This is a genomic window from Shewanella sp. N2AIL (assembly GCF_022690845.1).
Taxonomy (GTDB): domain Bacteria; phylum Pseudomonadota; class Gammaproteobacteria; order Enterobacterales; family Shewanellaceae; genus Shewanella; species Shewanella baltica.
This window is the reverse complement of the sequence record NZ_JALBYT010000020.1, coordinates 43,508-62,877: the sequence shown is the minus strand read 5'-3', so window position 1 is coordinate 62,877 and position 19,370 is coordinate 43,508. Positions and strand designations below refer to the sequence as shown.

Below are 19,370 nucleotides of genomic sequence, written 5' to 3'. Positions count from 1 at the left end.
AAAAACAGAGCGAAGCGGCAGTTTTTTCGGCCCTCTGGCTGGCCTTATTAAAAGTTTTACCCTCCATCTGCTAGCTTCTTAATTTCTTCATATAAAGGCTGCCCACTTTCAGATGCGGAGTTTAATTGTATTTCCCGTTCTTGGTAATTGTGGTGGCCAAGTTCTTTGCAATGCTTATAAATCTCCATCAGCATAGTTGGGGAGTTTTTCTTGCAGATATGTATCCGATTATTGTCGTACTCCGGAAACTGCGAAATTGTTATATCTATAAATGTATCATCGACTTCAAGCCACACATGACTTTTTACTGAGCTGTACTGCTCGAGTGCATTTCCACACCATATGATTTTAGATTCTATACCTTTTTCTTTCAGGTACATGGCAAGGAAATTACTAGCGATGTCACATGACCCAAAAGGAAAAGAATTAAGCTCATTCCATCGGCCTAGCTTGTATAAACGGTAGGATTCAAGCTCTGCGGCCTTTACTAGGGCATTCCTAAATCTATGTACATACTCTTTAAGCAATTTTGATCTCCGAGGACTTTTAATACCTTATATGGATTTTTATTACTAAAGTTTTGTTTGAGCTTGATTAACCATATCTTGAAGCGCATCGATAATGTTCGTTTCTTTCTTTTGTTGTTTTGCTAAATTAAGTGCTTGAACAAAACCTTCATAGGATTGATTAAATTTTTTCACCTTAGCATAACCTTGAGCAAGTTTCATATGCGCATATGAATGTTCTGGGTAATCACGTACAAATTGCTCTAATGTCTTAAGCGCTTCTTCTTCTCGCAGGTTCATTTGCTGTTGCTCTGCAAATTCTACATAAATATCAACAGGGGCTGAAACAGTGAAGCCAAACTGCTTAGATAAATCTGAATAGTAACTTTTAACGACTGATATGTTCGCATATTTAGCCAACTCAGGGGTGATTTTAAAATTAACATCAGCATACAAATACTCTAGCCCACTCGTTATCGCAGGTAATATGCCACTCATGTGAGTACGCTCTGGATAGTGTTCAAATTTCCAGTCTAGATTAACGGGTTTGTTCCTTTCCATGTTGGTTAATAGCTCTAATGTACCCGTATAGAATTGACTACCTTCACCAGCAACCGAAATAAAAAGTTTTTGTTTAGGACGGTTGCTTTCTATTAGTTTTTTTGAATTTTGAATTATTTCATCATAACTCCACCATCCATTGGCGCTTATAGCTAAGTAATTATTGAACAGTTCTGGGCGCTCAAATAAAGCTGAAAGTGCTAATGTCCCACCATTTGAATGACCAATAATTGTTCTGTGAGGATAGGTAGTATAATTTTTATCAATATATGGAAAGAGCTCATCATTTAGAAATTTTAAAAATTTATCTTGCCCTGAATCAGGCCATTTAGATTTTACAAATGTTTGAAATTTGGTTTGTGGCTCACCGTTTATCTTAGGGAGATAGTCACGAGGACGATTTGTTGTTTGAATACCAACAACCATTGTTTTGGGTATTTGTTCATAGTCGACTAGAGACTGCACTATGCCCGTGACGGTATGAAAATGGTGTTCACTATCAAGTAAATAGATAACATATAGAGAATCACCTGTATTTACTCCCTTTGGTATATACACTGAAATAGGTCTATCTTCGCCAATAATTTCAGAATGTATAATGAAATTTTCTCCAATAGTCACTTTATCTAACGCAGAAGACACAGATGCAGAAGCCTCAGATATAGCAACGGTAAAAACAAAGAGTAATGAAATTAAAAAACGCATAAACAAAGTCCTTTTTGTGATTTTGATTGTGATTTAAAAACCTAATACTTGCATTGTTCGCATACGTACTTACCTCATTAGACCAGTAAAAACGCGCACTCTTAATTATATGTATTAACTAAAAGCTAACAGCTTTCTATCGCTTTTCATATACAAGAATCCATTATAAAAACGAGCATGCTTGTTCTCAAAACCTATTATCTAAAAACAGCAACCTTTAAGGATTTAACTTTAAATACAATACAATCAAACATTTATAGTAACGCTCACCGATATCAACTTAAAATCACTCAATACCAAGCGATTGAAAATATACGGTATAACGATCCAGTTTCAGCCATTAGTGGTACGCAGTTGAACGCTGGATATAGAAGATGATTTTTAGTATCAAAATCTGGCCACCCATTTTAGATCAACAACATAATGCACTTTTGGTTTGTCTACAACTTGTACGAGCTAAAATTACTTGAATGAGAGTCATCAAAAGTTGAAGGGCTAAAGCTAAGGCATAAAAATGAGCTAACTCATTAAAAATAGTGTATTTAAGACATGCTAACCCACCCAATAAAACAAATGGGCAGTGATTGGTTTGGTTAAGCAGTATTACAGTTAGTTGCTGTGAAAGTGCTGACAGCTTGCCGCAAAGTGCCGTCGTCGCTTTTCGAGATGTTCGCAGTAATCAGTGAGTGCTTGCAGCGTACCCACCGGACCATGAAATAGCTTGCCAAACTCAGTGGTGAGCTTGAGCCAATTGTCATGTGGGATATTTAATCTTGCCAGTAACTTAGCGCTATTTACACTGATAGCCCCACGTTTATCACTTCGAATAATTCGACCTGTATCATCGACCAATTCAAGGTAATCCGATAATAAAAACGCAATACCATTGGGCTGGTTGTCGCGCTCATTACCGATAAAAGGCAGTAGATTTTTAGGTTGCTCACCTTTTAATGCGGCCCGAATACGCAACTGGATACTGGTATGGTCGGATTGTTCTGGTGTATCAGCCAGTTGCGCTCTAATAGGATTCAAATCAACATAGGCCATACAAGTTAACACAGCGGCTTCATCGAGCAGAGCTTGCGATTTAAAGCGACCTTCCCAGAAACGATCTGTACAGTTATCTTCTTGATTTCCTTGTCTTGCTATCGGTTCATTAAGGCAGCGCATAAACCAACTGATATCACATAATCGGCTGCGGTAAATTGCGATTGAATGCTTTAATCTGTGAACTTCATGCGCCTCAACTAACTCACCTTTGGCGAATTTTTGCGTTAATTCATCGCCTTTAAACAGCTTATGCCACTGCTCAAGTACTTCGCGGTCAGTCCAACGATTGGCGCTGTCGATATCGACCCGCAGCACCACATGCAGATGATTGGACATCACAGCAAAAGCCACCACATCAATAGCAAAAACCGCTTCGAGTTCAAACAGTAGCGATTCTACCCAAGCGCGGCGATGGTCATAATTTTTTCCAGAATAGGTATCATCGCCACACAAAAACGCACGCCGCACAACGCGGCTACAACAATGGTAATAGGGTGTGTCTTCAACACTTATCTGAGTTCTACGTGGGCGCGGCATACAAACCTCCTTGTTTAATGCTTAACCCAAGCATAGTCGGAGGTTAACAACTGCGCTATTTAGGCTGGGTGTCCATTTTTATTCTTTTTATTATCCATTTTTATTCAAACTACGAAACACACTTTGGGGCAATATCTTTTTAGCTAAACGAACAGCAGAAGTGTTAGTTAAGATTGGCATTGTTGCAACTGTGACCGTTGGCGGCATGGATGCCGTCGTCGAGCCCTCAGGGACGAGTTTATTGCGAGTCACAGGGGAAACAATGACAATTCATTCTGCAAACTGACAACAAAGTTATTTTGCTTTTGGGCAAAAAGAAAAGCCCGCGGCTGCGGGCTTGGCGTCACTTTAAATATCAGCGGAATGAAAGGACTGGCTTAACGGTAAGTCAGCGTCGTGGTACCCGTTAACTTGTCGTTATCTTTAACGGTCAGTTCAACTGTGTGTTGTCCACGGCGGGCAAGGCGTAATACCACTTGACCGTTAGCGCGGGTGCCATTGTCGAACGTCCATTTATGTTGCTTGATTACGCCATCGGTATCGTAGCTAGTCGAGATAAACATATCGACTAACAATAAATTGATACGCTGAATTTGCGCAACAGGCGGTTGTTTTACCTCACCAACCACCACAGACACAGTTTGCGACGTGCTATGGGTTAAGCCGTCGTTATCAGTCACAGTTAGCGTGACCAGATACTCGCCGCTTTGGCTGTAACTGTGAGTCACTACCTCACCCACTGCGACTGTATTATCACCAAAGCTCCACTCGGCAGACACGATTTGTCCGTCGCTGTCGGTTGAAGTGGATGTCAGTTGCACCGCAGCGCCATTCACCACTTGAGTGAAACTGGCCACTGGCGCGACTTTTTCCGCTTCGAGCAAGAGTGAAATCACCACAGGATCGTGATCCGATGAGCGATACGCATCAGTGGCGAATAAGTCTTGGATTTGAGCAGGCGTCTTAAACTCTTCGTTGTAATCCAATACGCGCGGTTCGTCGGTATTGATATGCCATTCAGTCACATCCACCACTTTATCCAGCAGGGCGGTGTTTGCTAAAGCATGGTCCAACTGACCCGATTCTGCCGAGAACACATAGGAATAAGGGTTTGGCTTTTCAAGTTTGGCAAACAGCTCACTAAAGCCCGCGTTACCTAACGCCGTTAATGGATCTTCCTTCGCGTAGGCGTTCAAATCACCAATCAACAATACGCCTTGATCTGGATATTGCTCGCTAATCCATTGACCTGCAGCCGTCGCCGCACGGGTACGAGTGATATTACAGTTGCCTTGACCATCATTGAGATCAGGATCGCCCGCACATTCACTGCCCTTAGATTTAAGGTGATTAACCGCAACAACCACGCCCTCTTCACTGCCGTTCACGCTAAAGGCTTGGGTCAGCATTGGACGGTTTTTACTATCATCAAACAAGGGCTTTTGATCACTATCTAATGGCGAATTGGCACTGGATAGAATGCGTGCAGCGCCCTGCGGCGTGACTTTATCGCTACGATAAATCAAGCCGACTGTGATGGCATCGGTGCCAATCGCATTCATGCCTGTTGGCGCGATATAAGCGTAACGCACTTCACCCACAGCAGCATTCAAACCTGCGACTAAATCGGCAATGGCTGAATTAGCGCCAAAGCCATCGTTCTCGATTTCCATCAAACCAAATACATCGGCACTAATGCCCACCATGGCGCTGACAATCTTCGCCTTTTGACGCTCAAACTCGCTTAAGGTATTGGCACCACGCGCGGTTGGGAAACCCGCACCTTGACCGTCACCGTTGAAGTAGTTGAGTACGTTAAAGCTAGCGACTTTTAGATTACCGCCATCATTCAATGTGGGGGCGACAGGACGTGGGTTTTCCGCCACAAAGTTCACCGTCTCGATTGGCATAATGCGATACAAATTAAAGCCATAGTGCATTACACCCGTAAGCGATGTGGCTTTATCGCCTACACGCACAGTGTTTGATGCGCTCAGACCTGGAGCTGGGAACTGCACAGGATCAGGATTCTGCGCCGTTAACCCATCATCCAATAAAATACTGTCACGTTGGTTAGCCGCGCTCACTGCCAGCGCATCCGCGCCCGGCGCAGCCACTTGCGTACCAATAAAGTGGCGCTGACTGCCTAATGAAATCTCGCCGTAACGACCTAGGTTGTAGACTTCGTTCACCACTAAATCTTGGCTGAAACGAACACGCATGCCCTCAAATGGCTCAAAATCATCACTGCTGTTAACCGGTAAGGTCACCACAGCCGCTGTTGGTAATGCCTGTGCAGTGGCACACAACTTATGATCTGATACAGTCGTTAGTTCAGTTAAGCCTTGATATTCAGTGACTTTGGCTTTTAAACGAATACGATCGCCCGCCACATACGCAGTAGGCGCAGTGCCGGTATACACAAACACCCCTTCCGAGGTTTGTGGATCGCTATCGGCTTTGTTATCAGCCATTTGTACAAAAATGCCCTTAAGACCGGCTTCTTGATTACTGACGACAACCGCTTCAACCACTAAGGTTTGACCATTAAGAGGACTGGCAGCGCCCGCACCTTGCAGCGCATGAATTGCTGTGGCTTCTTCACCGCACACTAAAGAACTCGGTGGCGGGTCGACGGGATCGGTCGGTGTGCCGGCGCTGAATTTACCGAGATCAGAAATATCATCCTTCGCAAAACCTAACCAAGTGCTAAAGCTGACCGCATCGTCACTGATGGGATCGGCAATCAGCTGATCAGGATTACGACGCAGGGTGTTGTCTTGAGTGGATAAATCACCACTACCCCACTCGGCACCGGGATCGACACCAACTTGACCTAAACTATCAATCACTTGATTTTGATAAGTCAGTTCAATCGCATCGTCGCCGTTAAAGAAGCTGGCGTTACTCTGTTGATTGGTAACCGCAAGAATATCGGCAGACGCGTCGTTATCGGCAACCACATACGTCGCCCCCGCCGCTAATGACCCAGTGAGCGCTATGGTCGTACCGACGTTGGTGCTGCCATTGAAATAGAAACGCAATTGGTATTGGCTTAAATCAATAACGCCCGCAGTTGGGTTATACAGTTCGATGGCTTTATTGTTGCTGCTGCCTTCGACGTATTCTGAAATGATCAAATTATCCGCGCCATGGGCAAGCCCACAAACGCTGCTGATGGCTAACGCCAGCACAGTTTTAGTGTTAAACATTGAGACCCCTAAATGTATTGTTTTAATATTTTGTATTGAATTGCGATTTAATTGATGTGCTTAGATGCTTCAAGGTGATGCCACCTCGAACACTGACAATACTATAGAGGATCAAGGTTACAAATTAGTTGCGCCAAAGTTGCAACTTAAGATTGATATTATTGGTGCGATTTAGCGATCAGAGCTAGGAAGAAAGCAGTACGGGGAATGCTGGCCGCCCATTAACAATGCAGCCAGAAATAATCAATGTGATGGGGATAAATCGCTCTTAACAGATATAAGTAGAGCCAATGGATGAAAGCCCTGACGCAGGGCTATAAGGGCTCAAGTTTTTCATCGAGTAAACTGACCAGCAGTAACTCACCTTGGGCGTTCACCCTAAACTCGCCGTATTTAGCCGCACTGAAATGATCGGCTTGCCCTTCTTCAAAGAAAAAGCTGTTCGATGCGAGCTTGATTTGATTACCACGAACACGAAATTGCACCCGCAGCTGATCTTTACCCAGCGCTTGGTCGGTATAAAAATCCATAAAACGCGCCACTTTTTGCTCATCTAGTGCCAGCAACAACTGACCCTGCATTTGTTGCGGCGCTAAGGCGCTACGCACATCGCGGGCAATGACATATTCCAGCGCCATGTAATCCCCCTGCATTAACGAGCGCGGATCGACTGGCGCTAATGCAAAGCGCACGACTTGGCCGTGATTAAGCAGTTGTTCGAATTTGAAAATGCGCCAATTCACGCCAGCGAGAATCGCAACAGTCGTGAACAGTACTATGCCCAGCGCCCATTTATGTGAAGCCGCCAGTTTTCCCATCACATTGCCCATCACATCGTCTCCTTGGCATTTTCATTGGCAGGAAATAACCGCCACACCAGCATCCTTGCCACCAGCAACAGCGCGCCTAAACCCATCAAATAAGCAGATTTCAGCAGTAGTGTTGTTTCTAAGGAATAATAATATCCGCTGACAAACAGCAGCGCCGACACAATTCCCATACCTTTTAACCAAGGCTCATTCCAATAATGGCCAAGCAGAATCAATAGGATAGCCGTCGATAATCCCTGCATGGGTAAAGATAAACCGCTAATAACCATTAAACCGAGAAAACAGCCTATCGCCGCCAGTGAGCTGAGTGATTGTTGGCGTTCGCGAAAAACGCTGACCAACAATAATCCGCAAATGACAAAAATAATCGACAGATGAGTCAGTGTCAGCCACAGGCTTTGCTGCCAAGGGCTAAATAAGGCTTCAAAAATACTGTCCATGCTAAAGGCATGCATCAGTTGCAATGTAACTAACGCCAGTGCAAAGCCGTAGATAAGCATACGCGCGCGGCGGTAATGACGCCCGAACCGATTGATATTGAACAACACTAAGCTAATGATTAAGGCAAACAGACTTGGGCTGACATTGAGCCATTCGAATTTAGCCATGAGGCCAATCACGCACCAACTTAAGCCAAACGCGAACACAAACTGGGCTAATCCATGGGCAATTAAGCCCCACAACAGCAAGAGAATACCCGCCATACACAGATACCAGTTGAGGCTAAAATCATTGTCGATTAAATCATAGAATCCCCAAGCCACACTGATTAAACCACTCAAACAGGCGGCAAAAGCAAATTGCTCAATGAAGATCTGTTGCCGCGGCAAAAAGTACAGCCCAATGCCCACGGCTAAATAGGTTAAGCCGATAAATAAGGCGACGCCCTCACCTACCCGCTCAAAAATAGCACCAAATGCCGCCATCATAAAACCCAATAGAAACAAAGCGGCTATCCAAGCAGCGAAGGCCTGCATAGCGGCAATATACCAAGGAATATCCTGGTTTTCTGGCATTTGGGGCGTATTGACTTTGCCCTCGGCATACAAGGATTGCCACAGTGTTATCAGACTGGATTCACCCGATGCATCAATTGAAGCGGCATCCTCTTTTGATGGAGACTTTAAAGGAGTCGCTACTGAACTCGTTAAAGAATTGGTCACCATGTCGCCATCCGGTAAGCCATTATTGTTGCTCATGAATGTCTCCCACTTTCCCTTGGGTCGCTCTCGCTGCGGGCTCAGGCTCTAATTCAGACATAGGTTCAGCTTCTAATTCTGACATAGACTGTGACAGTGGTTTTAGCTTGCGACTGAGTTCCTTTAACCAAATACTTAAGCCTGTGCTCGCCAAAATGATGTAAAGCCCAATAAACAAAAAACCACCTATGGGATCATTGTCCTCAAACATCAGCCGTATCAGTAACGCAGCGCCCACGGCAATCAAGCTAAAACCGCCCAAGGCCAAGGGATAAATGCGCGGTAAGCGATAGCGAAAAATAACGAATCCCAACACCAGATGGGCAAGATAACCACAAACTATCCAAGTACTAAAGCCATCACCTTTAAAGAAATCATCGAAAATCAGCCAAGTGATTAACCAAGTAAAACAGCCCATAGCAAACAGTGAACACACATATTCGAGGATTGGCGCATGCCAGCGCCCCGCGACGTTGCGGTCTAACAATACAAAAGCGTAATAGATAGCTAAATTCAAACAGATAAAGATCAGCAGTTGGCCTTGTTCATCCAAGAAGGCTCCCCATAAATGGGAAAAGGAATCTAAAAATATCCCTATGCTTAGGTTAATAAGTCCCACCAGCAGCAGCCATAAACCATCGAATCCCGCCACCCAAGCAAAAGGCAAAATCACTAACGCCCATAGGGCGAATAACTGCCAAGGATCGGCGCCCGTTTGATAGGTTTGCCCAACCAGTGCTAATAGGCCGCCCACCAATACGCTCGCGGCCAATAACACACCATTAGCTGTCGTCGCACCAAATCTGCTGTCGTTGCTGTCGTTGCATTGGTTACTGTGATTACTATGACTATGACGAAGGGAATGGGAAGCAGTAGAAAGGGAATTGGCACGATAATAGAGCCAAGCAAATGCGCCAATGGCGAGCACTATAGCCACTTCAATCAGACCAAATTTGGCAAAACGCCCGAGGGATTGCCAATTGTAAGCAAAGAAAAAAATCACCCCAAAGGCAAAGCTCAAGGCGCCAAACCAGAGTAATAAGTTAGCGATTAAGCCACGCCAGCTCGACGCATCTGGCAACACTGTGACCTGCCGATAAAGCGTATTCGCTTGCTCTTGCGTAATATGTCCCTGTTCAACCCAGCCACACACTTGAGATTTGATCTGGCTCAATGTGAGTTCTCCCTCATCCTGTTTGCGCTAGCTTACTATGACCTATTCAAAATTCGCACAATATCGACAGCGTTGAGTAAATTAAATTGTGTATACTTGTAAAAAATCATTAACCTTTGGCATGATTAGGGGTGACCATGGTAATAAGACAGTTGTATCGTCTACTCTTTAGTTTCATTTTAGGGATTAGCGTATTTTCGGCCGCAATCGCCCAAGATAACAATCAGTCGCCCACAGCAACTAATACAATAGTCCCCAATACAACAGCCCCCAACATGATACCGACTATTCGTGTCGGTGGTTATCCATTTGCCCCCTATGTGGATCTACAACAGGATGGCCGTTATACAGGCCTCACCCTCGATATCATTAATGCATTGAATCAAATACAACAAGAAGTGTTTTTTGAATTTACCGTCACCAGTATTGAGCACAGATATAAAGCCTATGCCTTAGGTCGCTTCGACATGATGATATTTGAGAACCCCGCTTGGGGATGGCAGAAAATAGCGGATCAGTTTATTCCACTACACATGATAGATGGGGAAGTGTTTATTGCGCTTAAGGCCAAAGCCCATAATCAAAATTATTTCAAAAACTTAACTAATAAGTCAGTCGCATTCGTTAAGGGCTATCACTATCAGTTTGCCCACTTTGAAACCGATGCTGACACGTTGGCAAAGCAATTTCGCCCCTTGTTCGTCAGTAATAACAGGGCCTCTATCGAAAGTATTCTGCGCGAACGGGCAGACATAGCGCCCGTTACTCATTCCTATTTGCAGTATTATTTAAAGGTGAATCCACAAGACAGGCATTTACTTTTAATCTCAGACAAATGGGACCAAGAGTACGATAACGGCATCTTACTTAGCCTCAGATCATCACTCGATGCTAAAAAGCTTTCACACTGGGTTCAGTTGCTCATCGACAATGGCAAACTGGCCGAACTCGCTGCCCGATACGCAATCCAGTCGAGCCAATAATTTTTTATTCACACTATTAGCGCAGTTAGTTTCGCAAAGCCGTTAACGCGTCAAGCGAGATGATTATCTGAGCATGATTAGCGATTTATGCGACAGACAACAGAGGCCCAAGCATTGCCAAAATGCCAATCAGTAAAAAAATTAAAGCCTGCACTATAATCATCTGGCCACTATTTGGCGGGCTCAAAGTGGCAATATAAAACTGCCAAATTGCGAAGATCCCGTAATTCATCCCAAGAAATAACAATAAGCTAAAGGCATACATGCCTGGGATCACCTTAAGTGCACAGGCCAAAAGTACCGCAGTTGAGGCCACAAAAAACACTGACTGACAATGAAATAAACAGCGCAGCATTTGCTTGCTCTGCTGGGAAACATTGGCCTTTAACAGCGGCGCCAATAGAACACGCTTACCATAGATCAAATGGTATCCACAGACTCCAGCACTCAAGACAGTTGCTGCCATTAATGTTAAAACCATACTGCTCCTCGTTATTGCTCATATTGGCTGGTGTTTGAAGATAAAGCGTAAACAGAACTAAAATTACAACCCTAGCGATAAGACCCTGAAAACCCCAGTTGAGTTTCAGCAGAGTGCAAAAAGGAGCCCTTAGGCTCCCTTACATCACATATTTCAATTCACAATGCTCAAAGTCAAATGCTCAAAATCACATGCTTAAAAACCTGTGCTGACTCAACCCTGCCGACTACATAGTCGCCATAGTCCAATAATCTAAACGCTTTTGCGGATCGGCTAATAGGTTTTTACATTCTTCTTTATATTTACCCATTAACGCACCTAAGTTACTTGAGCCCCCTAAGCTTTCGATTTGACGCGCTTTAGCAGCGGCAACTGCTTGAGTCACCTCAGCTTCAGAGTTGTATTTCTTGGCTAAATTCTCAGACTCAATTTTAGAGCTTTTCAAACGCTCACCCACGGCCTGCATTTGCGGTGCATTCATCGCCCCAATGGCTTCTGAGCTAATTTGATAGTAAGCGGCACATTCAATGGCTTCTTTACTAAACGCTTTTTCTGCTTCATCAGCCCAAACTGCAGTACTGGCACTCAATACTAAACCACCTAATACTAACGTTTTTACCTGAGTTAACATGTTACTTTTCCTTTTAATCGCCATAAATAAACCTACTCGAGCCCTCGGTGGATCTCAAGCTCGTAGATATAAAAATCTTGGTTACGCACAAAGCCTAAGCCTTCATACAAGCCCTGCGCGCGCTGGTTTTTTTGCTGTGTTTCTAACATCAAATAACTCATATTATGCGCTTTGGCATAACTGGCGGCCTGCTGCACTAGCGCTCGCCCAATACCGACACATCGAGCATGTTGAGTCACATACACATCATTGAGGATCAAAATTGGAGCCATACGTAACGATGAAAAGCTGGGATACATTTGCACAAAGCCTAATCCAAGCCCTTGATTATCTTTGGCAATAAATATCACCGATGACTCATCTAACAATCTTGCATGAATAAACTGCTCCGCGGCCGCTACATCATCCCTGCGCCCATAAAACTGTCGGTACTCATTGAATAACAATGCAACCTCATGGGCATGAGTCACATCTGCTCGAGTTATAATGCTTGCCATGGGCCTTTCCTTTTTATCGTTAGAGTGTTGGCGGTCGTTGTCGCAATCGAAATTGCAGACTGTTTTTCACCGCTGGCCACTCAGCATCAATAATGGAATACACCACAGTATCGCGAATTGTGCCGTCTTTAAGAATTTTGTGATTACGCAACACACCATCTTGCTTAGCACCCAGTCTCGCAATCGCTTGTCTGGAGGCTTGGTTATGCCAATGAGTCCGAAACTCAACAGCAATGGCATCTAAGGTTTCAAAGGCAAAGGTCAATAGCAATAACTTAGCTTCGGTATTGATCCCCGTGCGCTGGGCACGTTTTGCATACCAAGTGTAGCCAATTTCAAGACGACGATTTTCAGGCTCCCAGTTGCAAATGCGCGTGCAGCCGACAATTTCACCGCTCACTCTATCCCGCACTGCAAAGGGAAAACTCTGACCCCGCGCTTTTTCTTCGAGGGCTTTAGTCACATAGGACTTCACCTCGGCGGGTTCTGGCACACTAGTAAACCACAAACGCCAAAGTTGACCATCTGTCACAGCTAAACTCAATGCCGCCACATGGGACAAAGATAAGGGCTCAAGCACAATATGCTCACCCGTTAAACAACCTAAGTTATCTTCACAGCCCACAGTCTCGCCTCCGCTAGATGATAGAAAAGTGTGTTGTTGCGCACATTTTTATCTAGCCTAACATTAAACGAGAATAAAAAAACACCCTATTTTCAGCATGATTGGACAAATTTGTCCCATTGTCGGCGGCTTAGATTACCTAAAGCTTAAGAGTGTCAAAAAATTTGAAAAAATGAGTAGAAGGCAGTTAAAACAGATTGGGATAAATACTGCAGCGGAAGAATAAGTCACTAAATGGCCAATCAATATCCGAGAAATAGCCAATGACATTGCGCAGTCGTGATTGGTGATTAGTGATGACCAAAAGCGGCAATCAAGAGCAAAAACACCTAAACCTGTGGGTGGCTAGGTGTTTGATAGCAGTTGATGTTAAAAACTAAAGTTAGAACCATAGTTAAAAATCATAGTTAAACGCTAAAGTTAAAAGCCATGCACGCTGTTACTGACCCTAAACCAACCCGCAATGCTATTACGCTGGGCCAAGGTTTTAGTCACTTCATGGGGAAAGCGCTCACTGAGGAAAATCACAAAATGACCCATTTTAGGTGCGATACGTTCAATCTCAATGTCAATGTCAGCTTCATCATAGATGATCAACTCACCACAATCTGCTGCTTTCCAATCGGGATTTAAGAAAAACACTGTGGTTAGGATGCGATTTTGACTGCCTTTTAGCGCATCGACATGTTTCTTATAAAATGCCCCAGGCTGATATACCGCATAGTGGCTTTCATAATCGAATAACCCCATAAATAAGCGACGATTCAAGCCATTTTTGAGTTGCGTCATCAACTCAAGATATTGGGCATCGGGCTCATTGTGCTCTTCTAGCCACTGTATTCTGTCGCGGCGAATATCGGGATTTAATTGTTGCTCGGCGCCACGACCAATGGACGCAGCTTTTAGCTCATGTGCTTGCGTCGATTGAATTTTTTCCAATAGCACTTGGCTAATATTGTTTGGAACTAAGTCAGATAAAAAGATATAGCCTTTGTCTACCAAGGCATCAGCGATCACGTCCAGCATTGCTTCACTTAATTGCGAAACCATTATGCTACATCCAATAAAAGGGCTACGCTTTTGCTGTACTCAAGGGCTCAAGGAGGGATTAAGTGAGCCTGATTTTCGAGGGGCGTCAATAAGAGATATGATTGCCATATCTCGACAGTAAATTTTGCGGAATTTTAGAGTAAAGAACGCCGAATTACAATAAAATAAAAACCCATACAAACAATAAGTTATAACTGGCTAAACAGTTCAACATGCTCATCATCTGGGCTGAGCTGTAAACACTGCTCAAACTGTAATCCCAGTTTGTTCAGCAATGCCTTTGAAGCACCATTATGGGCGCTCACAATCGCCACAATACGCTCAATACCTAAACTTTTACCTAAATCAAAAGCGGCTTTCGCGGCTTCGAATGCATAACCCTTACCCCAATATTGCGGCAAAAATGCATAACCTATGTCGACATTATCAAGCGTCGGCCGCTTGATTAAACCGCAGATACCAATAGTGAACCCATTCTCTGCGAGCACGACGGCGTAAAAGCCAAAACCACACTCGGCATAACTTTTCATCGGTCCATTGAGGATATAATCCTTGGCCTGCACAAGCGTGCGTACTCCTCGGTCGCCAATATTCTCAATAAAGCCTTGGCTATTGAGCAAGACTAACATAAATGAAGCATCGGCTGGGGTTAACTGCCGCAGAATTAATCTAGGAGTACGCGCCACTTGCATAGGATTTCTCCACTAGAAATAGACAATTTTTTTTAAAATGTTTTTAAACTATTTTTCATAAATAACGGACGTATTGGCTGCCGTCCTTTTGCGGTTTTTGGGGTGCCACAACCGCTGGCGTACCGACATACAAAAAGCCGACGATTTGATCGTGTGACTCAAGGCCTAAGGCGGCATTCACATTGGCATCGAAGGCAAAATCCCCTGTGCGCCATACTGCGCCAATACCTAAGGCAAAAGCCGCTTGTTGCATCGCCATCGTTGCGCAGCCCGCTGCAATTTGTTGTTCAAGTACGGGGACTTTAGGATGTTGCTGCGTTTTCGCCACCACGGTAATCACCATAGGCGCACGCATTGGCATGCCCTTAGCTTTATTAACGAAATCCTCATCGGCGCCACTCGCTTTAGCCGCCTCAACAAAGATTTCGGCTAAGGTGTTTAACCCTTGGTCAGTGGCAATAATAAATTCCCATGGGGCTAAGGCACCATGATCTGGCACACGAATGGCGGCATCTAAGATGATTTTTAATTGAGTCGCATCGGGAGCGGGAGCGATTAATCGCGGGGTCGATTGACGGGTGAGCAAAAGTTCAATAGCGTCCAAGTTCTTATCCTAGTTCGATATAAATTGCGTTCAAGCATAGCAAATTGCTGGCAAAGAGGCATAAAAAAATCCCACCGCATGGGTGGGATTTAACGCTTTGATTGCTATTTAAAATCAAGAGCACTTTATAAAAGGCTTACTTAACCCCGCAGCGCTTAGCGATAAAATAATCTAGGCTAGTGTAACGACCGCCGCCTAAGGTAAAGAGTGCCAACAACATAATGAAATAAGTTGCCGCAAACTCTATCCCATTATTAAGCACAGCTAAGTTACCTGAGCTGGTCAGCCAGTCGTAATTACCGTGCTCCTGCAGTAACTCTTTGGCTTTCGCCAGTTTATCCCCTGCTTCAAGCACTCTGTCGTTGGCTAGCCAAGAACTGCCATCGGCTATCGCTAACCAGCCATTTGGCCAATGCACGGTAAATGCGGCGACCAACATAGTGACCATCAAAGGGATAGATATCAGCCGAGTCGCAAGCCCAAGCAGCAATAAGATAGCGCCAAAGAACTCGGTTCCCGCTGCCAATCCTGCCATTACCGCCGGCATTGGCAGGCCTAAACCCCAATTGGGATTGGCAAACCAAGCCACGGTATCGTCAAAGTGGGCGAGCTTGTTATAGCCCGCTTGCATCAACACTGGCGCAAGGTAAATCCTGAGGGCTAATGGCGCTAAGCCATCGAAATAGCGACTCATATTGAGCAATTTTTGGTAAAGGGATGCAAGTGGCATAGTGTCTCTCTTTGACTAATTTATTGGCTTGCAGGAATAGACCCTAGCAAGCCAATAAATCTTTCATGGCCTAGGCTTTTTTTGCACTCGCCTCTTTTTCAATGGCTTCTTGATTAAGCTCGGTGAGATCTTGAATGAGTCCACCCAACTTTTTATAAAAATGTTTCGACTGCTTCTCCGACAAACTCGTGTGCATTGCCAGCAGTAAGGTCCCAAATGCCTCAGTATTTTTACGCAAAAACACCTTATGTTGCTCAGACTTAAGCTCATCAGGCTGCGTCATCAACAGGGTCAAACGCTCGGTTAATAGCGCTTTATCGGCGCGCTGCCCAAGGGCAACCTCAAACTGACGTAACCATTCGTGGCGGTATTCGAGCCACATATCTAAGGTGGATAAACGCTGTTGATTATACTGATGAATAAGCACTTTCTGTTCTGCACTCACACTGCCAAGCCAGTCATCAAATTGCTCTTGAAGGTTTTCGTCGGCCTCTTTTTGTAACTGCGTTGGAGTTTTGCCGGCAAACTCTTTGACGAGCTCCTGCTCATCTTCCCGTAATTTGGCGAGGATTTGCTTCACCTGTTCATCTGACAAGGACATGATGATGGGCAGTAATTCTGGCAAGGCAAACTCAAACAAACGAAACCAATGCCGCTTAGCAATCTCCACATGCTCGGCCCATAATACTGGTGTTAAGGTATTGGTTTTGATGAGGCTTTCGACTTCGGTTAATTGCACCACATAGTGGGACAATTCTTTGGATTGATGCCACAGGACAAATTTTTCAATGAGGGCGTCAAATGCCTTTTGCTGCGATTTATCTAAAGTAACGTAATCCTCTTGCTCCCAACCGATGGCCCAATCGAGGAAATGGTAACTGAATTTAGTGGAACAGGCGCTTAAGCCTAAGAGACACACAAGTAGCATCACGCCTTTTTTCATTCTGAATCATCCATCCTAGAACTGTTGCTAATATGACGCTTGAGCCTATATAAAGTTGCCTCTTATATCAAACAAGTTTGTCTAATAAAGGTTTTCAATATGTTAATACTTTGCCTACTTTATGATTCCAATCGAACAGCCATCCTTATGATGCTTGGGTGATGAGCGGCCAAAAACAATCAAACCATGCGAGATAGTCGGCGCTACGACTGGGCTCCGTTTGCGCCGCCATCAATAATGCCCAGTAACAGGCAAATACCCAGTACATGTCAATGGCGGCGGGCACGGCCGCTACGGCGTTTACTGAGACATAAGGGTGTTCACTCAGATACTGCGTCACTAACTCGTTTTGCTGGGCAGGTGTTAACGCATGGGTCGCTAACACTACGGCTAACTCACACAGGGGATGCGACGCCGTCGCATACTCAAAATCGATACAATACAAACGATTATTTTTGAGTAGCAAGTTGTGGGGATTAAGATCGCGATGACAAAACTGCGGTTTAATTAAACAAGCCGCTAAGTTATCGCACCAATCTTTGATGGCGATTTGGATGTTAAGCAGTTTAGCCACACGCTCATTCCAATTGTGCATTGTGGTAAGAGATGCCTGATAAGCAAGCATCTGCTGGTGATATTCCTGCCATTGTTCAGTGATACTAATGGCATAAGGACCTGTGGGCAGTTCCCGCAATTGCAGCAATAATTCCAACAGTAAGCGCGCAGTTGAGTTGGGATGCTTATCTTGCTGTATTGGCATCAACCTAGGCTCAGGACTTAAACAAGCTTGTGATGAAGAGCCGTGATGTAAAATGCCCAAAGACGACTGCCTCAGCACAAAATCAGCGGCACTGGTTTGGCGCTCTAATGCAGGCCAATGGATGAAGCGTTTACGTTGAAAGCGTTCGCTATCAATCACATTGTGTTCAATTGCCGCACACTCTGCTGCGCTCACTACAGCACTTTCGATAAAGCCACTCTCGATAAAGTCACTCTCAATAAGGTCACTCTCAATAAAATCACTGAGGTAATAGCGCTCATCTTCACTCACCCACAGCAGTGCTGGGGCAAGTTTAGCTTGGGCGAGTTGTTGCCAGTAAAAACGCTCCTGCTGGCGGGTGCAAAAACTGTCCGCCGCATCGGCATTGACCCGCAGCACATAACACCCTGTTGGCGTAGTGATCTTATAATTATGATTACTCAAGCCGCCCGAAAGCTCGCAAATACTCTGCACTTGCTCAAGCCCACCTCGTTTGAGTATGGGCAAGAGTGTATTGAATGATTCACGCGTTGAGTATGGCTTAGCAGCATTGACATCGAGCATTAACTGAGTAACTTCAAGGCATTGGCCTCACGGGCATCGGCTAACGCAGTGCGCCACAGGAAATACCCTACAACTGCAAGCCCTACATAGAGTACGAATAATAACGAGGTCAACATCAAGCCTTTACTGAGATAAAGGTAAATAGACACTATGTCGATAACGACCCAATAGAGCCAATTCTCAAGTACTTTCTTCGCCACTAAATAGGTCGTCATCACAGCAAAACAGGTCGTGGCCGCATCTAAATAGGGGAACGCGGCTTGGGTATACATCGCCATGCCGTGCCCGACACAAAGCGAAATAACGCCTGTCACCGCGATCAACTTCAAGTGGGTTTTCAACGACCAAGTGGTCACTTTGACCCCTTGATGTTTATCGCCGCCTTGGGTCCAGAGCCAATATCCATAGAGCGCCATCGCCATATAATAGATATTCAGCACTGACTCCATCAGTAACGACACCTTCCAAAACAACACAGTGTAAATGGCGGTACTGGCAAAGGCCGCCGCCCAGCACCAGACGCTCGCCTTCATTGCCAGCAGTAGATATGCCATGGCCAGCAATACCGCTAAGGCTTCCCATGCGGTCATCACATGGACTTCACCAAAGGCCGCATTCATACTCTCGACCAAGGTTAACCATAAATCTGTCATTGTGTTGTTCTCACTGCCTATTTGTCGCGTATGTGACGCTAAAACATTATTCGCTGTGGGCTAAATTCAGCTCACCACCGATAAACTTACACACAAATACTGCCTTGCCCCACTTCTCATGGGCAGCTTGCATCTCGGTCGCCAGCATAGTCATCACATCTAAATAATCGCCGCACACTTGGGTTGCCATCGCATTGGTCACGCGCTCGATATTAGGATAGCTATCCACGCGACCAATGAACCACTTTATCGGATCGAGGTAGTTCTCATTGAAGGGATACATGCTAATTTCTGCGGTCAGTTTCATCTTAATTCCTTAAATTTGAGAGAAGCTATAGCCCTTACACCGGACTACAGCTTAGTCATAAGTTAACTCAAATGGC

20 protein-coding genes are annotated in these 19,370 nt (G+C 44.8%); 1 reads left to right on the top strand and 19 read right to left on the bottom strand.

Annotation, left to right across the window (positions count from 1 at the left end; all coding sequences use genetic code 11):
* Positions 1 to 56: 56 nt before the first annotated feature.
* The 7 genes from MO387_RS13020 to MO387_RS12990 all read right to left on the bottom strand — a co-directional run bounded on the left by MO387_RS13020 (position 57) and on the right by MO387_RS12990 (position 9,774).
* Positions 57 to 527, bottom strand: coding sequence for a hypothetical protein (locus MO387_RS13020; protein ID WP_107947159.1), 471 nt, complete (start codon positions 525 to 527; stop codon positions 57 to 59).
* Between the two features lie 45 nt (positions 528 to 572).
* Positions 573 to 1,772, bottom strand: a complete 1,200-nt coding sequence (locus MO387_RS13015) for an alpha/beta hydrolase-fold protein (RefSeq protein WP_107947158.1) — start codon at positions 1,770 to 1,772, stop codon at positions 573 to 575.
* Between the two features lie 609 nt (positions 1,773 to 2,381).
* Positions 2,382 to 3,359 (bottom strand): transposase, encoded by a 978-nt coding sequence (locus MO387_RS13010; protein WP_107947157.1) that lies wholly within the window; start codon positions 3,357 to 3,359, stop codon positions 2,382 to 2,384.
* Positions 3,360 to 3,736: 377 nt separating this feature from the next.
* Complete coding sequence (locus MO387_RS13005) at positions 3,737 to 6,571, bottom strand: ExeM/NucH family extracellular endonuclease (RefSeq protein WP_107947156.1); 2,835 nt, start codon at positions 6,569 to 6,571, stop codon at positions 3,737 to 3,739.
* A 314-nt stretch (positions 6,572 to 6,885) separates the two neighbouring features.
* A complete protein-coding gene (locus MO387_RS13000; protein ID WP_107947155.1) occupies positions 6,886 to 7,401 on the bottom strand; it encodes a GDYXXLXY domain-containing protein in 516 nt (171 codons plus the stop codon).
* Positions 7,401 to 8,600, bottom strand: a complete 1,200-nt coding sequence (locus MO387_RS12995; RefSeq protein ID WP_107947154.1) for a DUF4401 domain-containing protein — start codon at positions 8,598 to 8,600, stop codon at positions 7,401 to 7,403. Before MO387_RS12995 ends, MO387_RS13000 begins: the two co-directional genes overlap by 1 nt.
* Positions 8,587 to 9,774 carry a DUF2157 domain-containing protein gene (locus tag MO387_RS12990; RefSeq protein WP_107947153.1) on the bottom strand — a complete coding sequence of 396 codons (1,188 nt, stop codon included), beginning with the start codon at positions 9,772 to 9,774 and terminating at the stop codon, positions 8,587 to 8,589. Before MO387_RS12990 ends, MO387_RS12995 begins: the two co-directional genes overlap by 14 nt.
* Before the next feature lie 137 nt (positions 9,775 to 9,911).
* Here MO387_RS12990 and MO387_RS12985 point away from each other — a divergent pair, with 137 nt between their 5' ends.
* Positions 9,912 to 10,757, top strand: coding sequence for a transporter substrate-binding domain-containing protein (locus MO387_RS12985; protein WP_107947152.1), 846 nt, complete (start codon positions 9,912 to 9,914; stop codon positions 10,755 to 10,757).
* Between the two features lie 85 nt (positions 10,758 to 10,842).
* On the opposite strand, the gene MO387_RS12980 is transcribed toward MO387_RS12985, so the two are convergent.
* The 12 genes from MO387_RS12980 to MO387_RS12925 form a co-directional block, all read right to left on the bottom strand.
* Positions 10,843 to 11,238, bottom strand: coding sequence for a hypothetical protein (locus tag MO387_RS12980; RefSeq protein WP_107947151.1), 396 nt, complete (start codon positions 11,236 to 11,238; stop codon positions 10,843 to 10,845).
* Positions 11,239 to 11,464: 226 nt separating this feature from the next.
* Positions 11,465 to 11,869 (bottom strand): hypothetical protein, encoded by a 405-nt coding sequence (locus MO387_RS12975; RefSeq protein WP_006086353.1) that lies wholly within the window; start codon positions 11,867 to 11,869, stop codon positions 11,465 to 11,467.
* Positions 11,870 to 11,901: 32 nt separating this feature from the next.
* The gene (locus MO387_RS12970) at positions 11,902 to 12,366 is read right to left on the bottom strand and encodes a GNAT family N-acetyltransferase (RefSeq protein ID WP_107947150.1); all 465 of its coding nucleotides are present in this window, start codon (positions 12,364 to 12,366) and stop codon (positions 11,902 to 11,904) included.
* A gap of 19 nt (positions 12,367 to 12,385) precedes the next feature.
* On the bottom strand, positions 12,386 to 12,991 hold the full coding sequence (locus tag MO387_RS12965) for a GNAT family protein (protein ID WP_006086351.1): 606 nt from the start codon (positions 12,989 to 12,991) through the stop codon (positions 12,386 to 12,388).
* Positions 12,992 to 13,411: 420 nt separating this feature from the next.
* The gene (locus MO387_RS12960) at positions 13,412 to 14,041 is read right to left on the bottom strand and encodes a 2OG-Fe(II) oxygenase (protein WP_107947149.1); all 630 of its coding nucleotides are present in this window, start codon (positions 14,039 to 14,041) and stop codon (positions 13,412 to 13,414) included.
* A 188-nt stretch (positions 14,042 to 14,229) separates the two neighbouring features.
* Positions 14,230 to 14,733, bottom strand: coding sequence for a GNAT family N-acetyltransferase (locus tag MO387_RS12955; RefSeq protein WP_107947148.1), 504 nt, complete (start codon positions 14,731 to 14,733; stop codon positions 14,230 to 14,232).
* Between the two features lie 55 nt (positions 14,734 to 14,788).
* Complete coding sequence (locus tag MO387_RS12950; protein WP_107947147.1) at positions 14,789 to 15,337, bottom strand: NAD(P)H nitroreductase; 549 nt, start codon at positions 15,335 to 15,337, stop codon at positions 14,789 to 14,791.
* A gap of 136 nt (positions 15,338 to 15,473) precedes the next feature.
* On the bottom strand, positions 15,474 to 16,067 hold the full coding sequence (locus tag MO387_RS12945; RefSeq protein WP_107947146.1) for a DoxX family protein: 594 nt from the start codon (positions 16,065 to 16,067) through the stop codon (positions 15,474 to 15,476).
* 70 nt (positions 16,068 to 16,137) lie between these two features.
* On the bottom strand, positions 16,138 to 17,010 hold the full coding sequence (locus MO387_RS12940) for a DUF6279 family lipoprotein (RefSeq protein WP_107947145.1): 873 nt from the start codon (positions 17,008 to 17,010) through the stop codon (positions 16,138 to 16,140).
* A 145-nt stretch (positions 17,011 to 17,155) separates the two neighbouring features.
* Positions 17,156 to 18,334 carry a phosphotransferase gene (locus MO387_RS12935; RefSeq protein ID WP_242326331.1) on the bottom strand — a complete coding sequence of 393 codons (1,179 nt, stop codon included), beginning with the start codon at positions 18,332 to 18,334 and terminating at the stop codon, positions 17,156 to 17,158.
* On the bottom strand, positions 18,334 to 18,987 hold the full coding sequence (gene pnuC, locus MO387_RS12930; protein ID WP_107947143.1) for a nicotinamide riboside transporter PnuC: 654 nt from the start codon (positions 18,985 to 18,987) through the stop codon (positions 18,334 to 18,336). The genes MO387_RS12935 and pnuC overlap by 1 nt, the downstream gene beginning before the upstream one ends.
* A 46-nt stretch (positions 18,988 to 19,033) precedes the next feature.
* Complete coding sequence (locus MO387_RS12925; protein ID WP_028760297.1) at positions 19,034 to 19,294, bottom strand: hypothetical protein; 261 nt, start codon at positions 19,292 to 19,294, stop codon at positions 19,034 to 19,036.
* Between the last annotated feature and the right edge of the window lie 76 nt (positions 19,295 to 19,370).

Coding starts and splice junctions, on each gene's coding strand:
- MO387_RS12980 (WP_107947151.1), bottom strand. CDS start 11,238: ATGGTTTTAACATTAATGGCAGCAACTGTCTTGAGTGCTGGAGTCTGT.
- MO387_RS13000 (WP_107947155.1), bottom strand. CDS start 7,401: ATGGGCAATGTGATGGGAAAACTGGCGGCTTCACATAAATGGGCGCTG.
- MO387_RS12940 (WP_107947145.1), bottom strand. CDS start 17,010: ATGAAAAAAGGCGTGATGCTACTTGTGTGTCTCTTAGGCTTAAGCGCC.
- MO387_RS12960 (WP_107947149.1), bottom strand. CDS start 14,041: ATGGTTTCGCAATTAAGTGAAGCAATGCTGGACGTGATCGCTGATGCC.
- MO387_RS12975 (WP_006086353.1), bottom strand. CDS start 11,869: ATGTTAACTCAGGTAAAAACGTTAGTATTAGGTGGTTTAGTATTGAGT.
- pnuC (WP_107947143.1), bottom strand. CDS start 18,987: ATGACAGATTTATGGTTAACCTTGGTCGAGAGTATGAATGCGGCCTTT.
- MO387_RS13010 (WP_107947157.1), bottom strand. CDS start 3,359: ATGCCGCGCCCACGTAGAACTCAGATAAGTGTTGAAGACACACCCTAT.
- MO387_RS13005 (WP_107947156.1), bottom strand. CDS start 6,571: ATGTTTAACACTAAAACTGTGCTGGCGTTAGCCATCAGCAGCGTTTGT.
- MO387_RS12935 (WP_242326331.1), bottom strand. CDS start 18,334: ATGCTCGATGTCAATGCTGCTAAGCCATACTCAACGCGTGAATCATTC.
- MO387_RS12955 (WP_107947148.1), bottom strand. CDS start 14,733: ATGCAAGTGGCGCGTACTCCTAGATTAATTCTGCGGCAGTTAACCCCA.
- MO387_RS12995 (WP_107947154.1), bottom strand. CDS start 8,600: ATGAGCAACAATAATGGCTTACCGGATGGCGACATGGTGACCAATTCT.
- MO387_RS12985 (WP_107947152.1), top strand. CDS start 9,912: ATGGTAATAAGACAGTTGTATCGTCTACTCTTTAGTTTCATTTTAGGG.
- MO387_RS13015 (WP_107947158.1), bottom strand. CDS start 1,772: ATGCGTTTTTTAATTTCATTACTCTTTGTTTTTACCGTTGCTATATCT.
- MO387_RS12945 (WP_107947146.1), bottom strand. CDS start 16,067: ATGCCACTTGCATCCCTTTACCAAAAATTGCTCAATATGAGTCGCTAT.
- MO387_RS12970 (WP_107947150.1), bottom strand. CDS start 12,366: ATGGCAAGCATTATAACTCGAGCAGATGTGACTCATGCCCATGAGGTT.
- MO387_RS12925 (WP_028760297.1), bottom strand. CDS start 19,294: ATGAAACTGACCGCAGAAATTAGCATGTATCCCTTCAATGAGAACTAC.